Raw genomic sequence first — 7,182 nt, 5'->3', positions numbered from 1 at the left:
CGCGGGTACGTCGTGGTGGCGGGTGAGGTCCGCCGTCACGGCCCCGGGGAGCCAGTCGCCGGTACGCCGCAGAATGCCGCCCTCGGAGGCCGCCCGGCACAGGCCGATGACCTCGGCGGCGGAGGGCCGCTCGGCGGGGTCCTTGGCCAGGCACCGGCGCAGCAGGGGCAGCAGGGCGTCGGGTACGCCGGCCAGGTCCGGCTGCTCGTGCACGATGCGGTACAGCACGCCGTGCGACTGGCCCTCCCCGAACGCGGGTGTGCCCTTCGCCGCGTACGTGACGAGCTGGCCGAGGGAGAAGATGTCGGTGGCCGGGCCGATCTCCTTGTTCAGCGCCTGCTCGGGCGCCATGAACGGGGGCGTGCCCACGGCGACCCCGGTCTTCGTGAGTGCCGTCGCGTCGACGGCCCGCGCGATGCCGAAGTCGATGACGCGGGGGCCGTCCGTGGCCAGCAGCACGTTGGACGCCTTCAGGTCGCGGTGCACGATGCCTTCCCCGTGCACGGCCTGGAGTGCCTCGGCCACCCCCGCGGCCAGCAGCAGGACGGACGCGACGGGGAGCGTGCCGTGGCGGGTGACCGCCGCGGCGAGCGTGGGGCCCTGGACGAAGGCGGTGGCGAGCCAGAGCGGGGCGGTGTCGATCTCGCTGTCGATGACGGGCGCGGTGTACAGGCCGTGCACCCGCCGCGCGGCGGCCACCTCCTGGCGGAAGCGGCGCCGGAAGTCCGGGTCGCCCGCCAGCTCCGGACGGATCGCCTTGATCGCGACGGGCCGCCCGGCCAGGGTGTGCGAGAGGTAGACCGTACCCATGCCGCCGGCGCCGAGGCGTGCGGCGAGGACGTAGTCACCCAACTGCACGGGGTCGCCGGCCTCCAGCGGCTGGAAGACCGAGCCCTGCGCAGGCGCACCCGGGTCCGCTTCCTGTCCGGCCATACCGATGGGTCCCCCCGGGGTCGTCAACTCCGCTGCTGTGCCGTGCGCGTGATCCTAATGGCCGCCCGGCCGATCGCGGCTCCCACCCGCGGCCGCCGGTCGGATACACGCAACGGAGGGTGCCGGGGGTTGCGCCACGCCCCCGTCGTCAGAAGAACGCCTCGGCGACGGCCGGGAGGCAGCACGGTGGAAAAGCGGGTGCGGGGGGCGGGCGGGCGGATGAGGATCGGGGGGTGGCCAACTTCCTGGAGACCGGCCGTCTCACCCTGCGCCCGTTCACGGCGGCCGACGCCGATGACCTGATCGCCCTGGACGGCGACCCCGAGGTCATGCGCTTCATCAACGGCGGCCGCCCCACCGGCCGCGAGGCGGTGGAGAGCCGTGTCCTGCCGCGGCTCATGCACGACTACCCCTGGGGGACCCGCGGGTACTGGGCCGCTCAGGAGAAGGGCACCGGCGCCTTCCTGGGCTGGTTCGAGTTCCGGCCGGTGGCGGCGGACAGCCCCGCCGTCGTCGAACTCGGCTACCGCCTCAACAGGGCCGCCTGGGGCCGCGGTTACGCCACCGAAGGCTCCCGCGCGCTGATCCGCAAGGGCTTCACGGATCTGGGGGTCGAGCGCGTCACGGCCAACACGATGGCCGTCAACGCCGCTTCCCGGCGCGTCATGGAGAAGTCGGGGCTGTGCTTCGTACGGCACTTCACCGGCGACTGGCCCGAGGCGATCGAGGGCTCCGAGCACGGCGAGGTCGAGTACGCCCTCACCAGAGCCGAGTGGGACAAGGCCACCCGGCGCGGTACCGGCGGATCGCCCCGGCGGCGGGGGCACCCGCCGGAGTAGCCTGTGTGTCGCGGGCATGACCAGGGGGGTCGCGGGGGTCCGTGGTGACATACGAGGGTGGGGAATGTACCCGAGCGACTTAGCGGCGATGGCCGCCCATGCGGTGATCTCCGTCGTGGGGGGCGCGGCCGGCACGGCCACGTCCACGTTCGTACAGGAAAGGCTGCGCCGCTCCGTTCGCGGTCGCGCCGCGCTGGACGGTCTGACCGCCGCGCCCGGTGACCCCGCCGCCCAGCGGGAGGTGCGGGCGGCGCTCGCCGAGGCGATCGACGGGGACGCCGAGTTCGCGGGCCGGCTCGCCGCCATGGTGCACGCGCCCGTCCAGAACACCGCCGGCAGCGTGGTCATCTCCGGCAGCGACGTGAAGGGCAGCCAGATCACGCTGGGCCCGCTGACCGTCAACAGGACACCCGCCGGACGCGCCACGCTCGCGCTGGGGGCCGCGCTGCTCGCGGTGCTGATCGCGCTCGGGGCGTACGGCGGCGTGACGGTCATCACCGACGGCGACTCCGGCGGCGGCTACGCGCCGCGCGCGCTGACGGCCGCCGAGACGAAGGAGGTCCTGCCGGACCTGCAGAGCCTCCCCCCGGGCTGGGAGGAGCGCAACCCGCCGGCCTCCCGGCGGGACTCCCCCTGCCACGTGGGGGCGTCCGAGTACGTCCAGCGGCCGTACGAGGGCGCGACGATGGTCGGGGCCGAGTTCAACGTCGCGGCGTGCCGGAGCACGAAGGTGGCCGCCGACGCCTACTCGGAGGAGTCCGAGACGTTCAAGGCGAGCAACGAGGCGACGGCGGTGTCCTTCCCCAGCGAGGCGGACCAGGCGGTCGCCCTCCGGCACACCAACCCCGACCTCGACGAGACCGTGGTCACCGTGCTGGCCCGGCAGGGCACCGTAGTCTGCTGGCTGGGGCTCGAACCGGTGAACGACCTGGAGGACCACATGGCGGTCGTCGAGGAACTCATGGGCGTCTGCACCGACCGGGCCCGCGAGGTGCAGACGGGGTCCTGACGACCCTCCGACCCGTCCGGGGGCGCTCGGCCAACTAGCGCACCTCGGTGTCCACATCGACGGCGACTCCAGGTAGGTTCGCGACGTGCCGACATCTCATGTGACTATCCGCGGCGCCGCGCTCGCCGCCGCCGCCACGCTCCTGTCGCTCGGGGGCGTCGCGCCCGCCGCGGCCCAGGACGACAAGCCGCGGCCGCCCGACCAGATGTCGAACGTCGGGGGCACCCTCCTCGGCCAGCCCGGCACCCACGTCGACCTCGGCACCGGCGCCCCCGAGCTGCCGAAGAAGCTCACCGGCCGCTCCTGGGTCGTCGCCGACGCCGAGAGCGGCGCGGTGCTCGCCGCGCACAACGCGCACTGGAAGCTGCCCCCGGCCAGCACGCTGAAGATGCTCTTCGCGGAGACCCTGCTGCCCCTGTTCAACAAGGAGGAGAAGCACAAGGTCGCCGCCGAGGAACTGGAGGGCATGGGCGCGGGCAGCAGCCTCGTCGGCATCAAGGAGGACCTCACCTACACCGTCCGCGAGCTGTGGCTCGGGGTCTTCCTCCGCTCCGGCAACGACGCCGTGCACGTGCTGTCGGCCATGAACGGCGGCGTCGACGCCACGGTGCAGGCCATGAACGACCGGGCGCGCGAGCTGGGCGCCGAGGACACGAACGTGGTCAGCCCCGACGGGTACGACGCGAAGGGGCAGACCTCCAGCGCGTACGACCTCACGCTCTTCGCCCGCGCCGGCATGCAGAACCCCGACTTCCGCGCGTACGCCGCCACCCCCCGGGCGAAGTTCCCGGGCGGGAAGAAGGGCAAGAAGCGCGAGTACTTCGAGATCCAGAACACCAACCGGCTGCTGACCGGCGACGTCGACGTGGACGTCTACAAGGGCATCGCCGGCATCAAGAACGGCAACACCACCAACGCCGGCGCCACCTTCACCGGCGTCGCCGAGCGCGACGGCCGGGTGCTGCTCGTCACCGTCATGCACCCCGACGAGGACGAGTCCAACGCCGTCTACAAGGAGGCCGGCAAGCTGCTGGACTGGGGCTTCAAGGCCGCCCCCGCCGTGCAGCCGGTCGGCGAGCTGGTCCCGCCGGAGGGCATGCGCGAGGAGGACGGCGCGGGCCAGGACTCCGGCAAGAACGCCGACGGCGGCCAGGGCTCCGCCGGCTCCGGCGAGCAGCCGTCCGCGTCCGACGGCACCGAGCCCACCGCCGCGGACGGCGGTGAGGAGGGCGGCGTCGGCACGGCGCTCGCCATCACGATCGGCTCAGTCGCGCTGCTCGCGATCGTCGCCTACGTCATCCACCGCCGCTGGCCGCTTCCCGACCTCGTCGGGCGTGGCCGTCCAGGCGGCGCAATAGAGCAGGAGGCGGGCCATGAAGTTGATCCAGACGACGAGCGCGACGGGGACGCCGAAGGCGCCGTAGACGCTCTTTCCGGCGATGCCGCTGAAGTAGCCGCTGAGAAGAAGCTTGAGTAGTTCGAAGCCCACCGCCCCGCCGAGCGCGGCCTCCACCACCCGCCGCCGCGGCGGGTGGACTCCGGGCAGCCGGGTCAGGACGTAGACCAGCAGCAGGAACCCCGCGGTCACGGCGGCGGCGAACGCGGCCACCTCCAGCAGCGCCCCGCCCCAGCCGCCCTCCTTGACGCCGAGCGCGCCGAGTACGGCGTCGGCGGCGGTCGTGGCCGTGATCGAGACGGTCAGCGAGACGAGCACCGTGCCGCCGAGGCCGAGCAGGATGAGGGCGTCCTTGCCCTTGCCGACGAACGGGTTCTCGGAGATGTCCGCGCGGTCCCACACGGCCCGCAGGCAGTCGCGCAGGGTGCTGATCCAGTTGATGCCGGTGAACAGCAGCGCGGCCAGCGAGATCAGCCCCACCGTGCCGGCGTTCGCGAAGAGCCCGCCGAGGTCGAGCCGGTCGGAGATGCCGGGCACCTGCTCGGTGAGCCAGTCCTCCAGGTCCTTGCGCCGGCTGTCGCTCAGGACACCGGCGGAGATCGCGGCGGCGGTGGTGATCAGCGGGAAGAGGGCGACGAAGCTGCTGAACGTCACGGCCCCGGCGAGCCGGCTCCAGTGCCGGTCCTGGACGTACTCGAAGGCCCGGTACGCGCGGGTGCGCAGCAGCCGCGCGATGCGCGGGCCGACGACGGGCAACCTGGTCAGCCACTCCACGGTGCACTCCCGCCGTCGCGTCCCCCGAGCCGCCACCGGGTGCGCGGCGGCCGTACGAACCGGCGTATGCCCCGGAAACGCCAGGCTATCTGTGGGGAGGGTGGGGAAAGCGACGCGGCACGCTGGCGTGGCGCATCAGCCCGGCGAAGACGCCAGCGCGGGCGAAGACGTCAGCGCGGCGACGGTGTCAGCGCCGGCGAAGTCGTCAGCGCAGGAGAAGGCGTCAGCCCCGCGACCGTGTCAGCCCGGCGACGGCGCCGGCTCGGAGCGCGTCTGCGCCGGCAGCTCCAGCGCCGAGTCACCGCCGAAGCGGAACTCCCGCTCCAGCCGCCACACGCCCTCCGCGTCCTGCTCGTACAGCGAGAACCCGCCCACCGACCACGCGGCCTCGAAGTCCTCCAGCTCCGCCGCCGCCCGGTCCATCGCCGCCTCGTCGATGTCGTGGGCGATCGTCACATGCGGGTGGTACGGGAACTGCAGCTCCCTGGCCAGCGGCCCCGACGCGTCCCGGACCATCTTCTGCAGCCACGAGCAGGCCGCCGCCCCCTCCACCACCTGCACGAAGACCACCGGCGTCAGCGGCCGGAACGTGTCCGTACCGCTCAGCCGCATCGGGAAGGGCACCCCGCAGTCGGCGATCTGCGCCAGGTGCCGCTCGATCCGCGGCAGCGCCCCGGCGTCGGCCTCGGTCGGCGGCAGCAGCGTGATGTGCGTGGGAATGCCGTGGGCCGCGGTGTCGCCGAAGCCGATCCGGCGCTGCTGCAGCAGGCTGCCGTACGGCTCCGGGACGGCGATCGATACACCGACCGTCACGGTCCCCACAAGCGTCTCCTTCACGGGCCCTCAGTGCTTGGCGGGCAGGAAGCCCACCTTGTCATATGCCTCGGCGAGTGTCTCCGCCGCGACCGCACGCGCCTTCTCCGCGCCCTTGGCCAGCAGCGAGTCCAGCGTCTCCGGGTCGTCCAGGTAGTCCTGCGTACGGGAGCGGAACGGCGTCACCCACTCGGTCACCACCTCGGCGAGGTCGGTCTTCAGCGCACCGTAGCCCTTGCCGGTGTACTTCTGCTCCAGTTCGGCGACGGGGGCGCCGGTGAGGGTCGAGTAGATGGTGAGGAGGTTGCTGACGCCGGGCTTGGCCTCCGGGTCGTAGCGGATCTCGGTGTCCGTGTCCGTCACCGCGCTCCTGATCTTCTTCGCGGAGGACTTCGGCTCGTCGAGGAGGTTGATCAGGCCCTTGGGCGAGGACGCGGACTTGCTCATCTTCACGGTCGGGTCCTGGAGGTCGTAGATCCGGGCCGTCTCCTTGAGGATGTACGGCGCGGGCACGGTGAACGTCCGGCCGAAGCGGCTGTTGAAGCGCTCGGCGAGGTCGCGGGTCAGCTCGATGTGCTGGCGCTGGTCCTCGCCGACGGGGACGGCGTCGGCCTGGTAGAGCAGGATGTCGGCGATCTGCAGGATCGGGTACGTGAAGAGGCCGACGGTGGTGTTGGCCGTGCCCTGCTTGGCGGCCTTGTCCTTGAACTGCGTCATCCGGGACGCCTCGCCGAACCCCGTGAGGCAGTTCATCACCCAGCCGAGCTGCGCGTGCTCGGGCACGTGGCTCTGGACGAACAGCGTGCAGCGCTCCGGGTCGAGACCGGCGGCGAGCAGCTGCGCGGCGGCCAGGCGCGTGCTGTCCCGCAGCTCCTGGGGATCCTGGGGGACCGTGATCGCGTGCAGGTCCACCACCATGTAGAACGCGTCGTGCGTGTCCTGGAGGGCCACCCACTGGCGGACGGCGCCGAGGTAGTTGCCGAGGTGGAACGAGCCGGCGGTGGGCTGGATGCCGGAGAGCACACGGGGGCGATGGGTCGGGGCTGCCATGCGGCTCATTCTCTCAGGTGCGGAACCCGTTTCGGCCCGGCGGTGTAGGGAGGGTGCGGGGGGCGTCGGCGGGTGGCGGGGGGAGGTGCGGCGATCAGCGGGGACGGTGCGGGTGAGGCGCGTCTGATCGCGCGCGTACGGGCCGGGGAGTCCGAGGCGTACGCGGAACTGGTGCGCGCGCACGCGGAGACCGCGCACCGGCTCGCGCTGCTGCTGGGGGCGGGCGCGGAGGCCGAAGACGTGGTGCAGAACGCCTTCATCAAGGCATACCGGGCATTGGGCGGCTTCCGGGACGGAGCGGCCTTCCGGCCGTGGCTGCTGCGGATCGTGGCCAATGAGACCAAGAACACAGTGCGGGCGGCGGCCCG

At 72.6% G+C, this 7,182-nt stretch carries 7 protein-coding genes and 1 pseudogene; 4 read left to right on the top strand and 4 right to left on the bottom strand.

Going from position 1 to position 7,182, the window contains the following annotated elements:
- A partial coding sequence (locus H5J30_RS12375; protein WP_181787484.1) for a serine/threonine-protein kinase occupies positions 1-933 on the bottom strand: 933 nt, incomplete at its 3' end.
- 233 nt (positions 934-1,166) lie between these two features.
- On the opposite strand from H5J30_RS12375, the gene H5J30_RS12370 reads away from it, so the two are divergent.
- The 3 genes from H5J30_RS12370 (at position 1,167) to H5J30_RS12360 (ending at position 4,258) form a co-directional block, all read left to right on the top strand.
- Entirely contained in the window at positions 1,167-1,772 is a 606-nt protein-coding gene (locus tag H5J30_RS12370) for a GNAT family N-acetyltransferase (protein WP_181787483.1), read from the top strand.
- Positions 1,773-1,836: 64 nt separating this feature from the next.
- Positions 1,837-2,781, top strand: a complete 945-nt coding sequence (locus H5J30_RS12365; protein ID WP_258563275.1) for a hypothetical protein — start codon at positions 1,837-1,839, stop codon at positions 2,779-2,781.
- 100 nt (positions 2,782-2,881) lie between these two features.
- Positions 2,882-4,258 carry a D-alanyl-D-alanine carboxypeptidase family protein gene (locus H5J30_RS12360; protein ID WP_181787485.1) on the top strand — a complete coding sequence of 459 codons (1,377 nt, stop codon included), beginning with the start codon at positions 2,882-2,884 and terminating at the stop codon, positions 4,256-4,258.
- Here the strand turns inward: H5J30_RS12360 and H5J30_RS36635 are convergent.
- The 3 genes and pseudogenes from H5J30_RS36635 to trpS form a co-directional block, all read right to left on the bottom strand.
- Positions 4,166-4,831 (bottom strand): annotated as a pseudogene (locus tag H5J30_RS36635) (YihY/virulence factor BrkB family protein); the annotation flags it as partial. The gene H5J30_RS12360 and the pseudogene H5J30_RS36635 sit on opposite strands and share 93 nt — an antisense overlap.
- Before the next feature lie 360 nt (positions 4,832-5,191).
- Positions 5,192-5,773: a 2'-5' RNA ligase family protein gene (locus tag H5J30_RS12355; protein ID WP_181787482.1), complete on the bottom strand. Its 582-nt coding sequence runs from the start codon at positions 5,771-5,773 to the stop codon at positions 5,192-5,194.
- Positions 5,774-5,794: 21 nt separating this feature from the next.
- Complete coding sequence (gene trpS / locus H5J30_RS12350; RefSeq protein ID WP_181787481.1) at positions 5,795-6,814, bottom strand: tryptophan--tRNA ligase; 1,020 nt, start codon at positions 6,812-6,814, stop codon at positions 5,795-5,797.
- A gap of 123 nt (positions 6,815-6,937) precedes the next feature.
- Here trpS and H5J30_RS12345 point away from each other — a divergent pair.
- Positions 6,938-7,182, top strand: a 245-nt coding sequence (locus H5J30_RS12345; protein ID WP_309505510.1) for an RNA polymerase sigma factor, incomplete at its 3' end; no start/stop codon positions are given.

This window comes from Streptomyces phytophilus (assembly GCF_013870535.1).
GTDB classification, from domain to species: Bacteria; Actinomycetota; Actinomycetes; order Streptomycetales; family Streptomycetaceae; genus Streptomyces; species Streptomyces phytophilus.
This window is presented reverse-complemented; position numbering and strand designations above follow the sequence as displayed.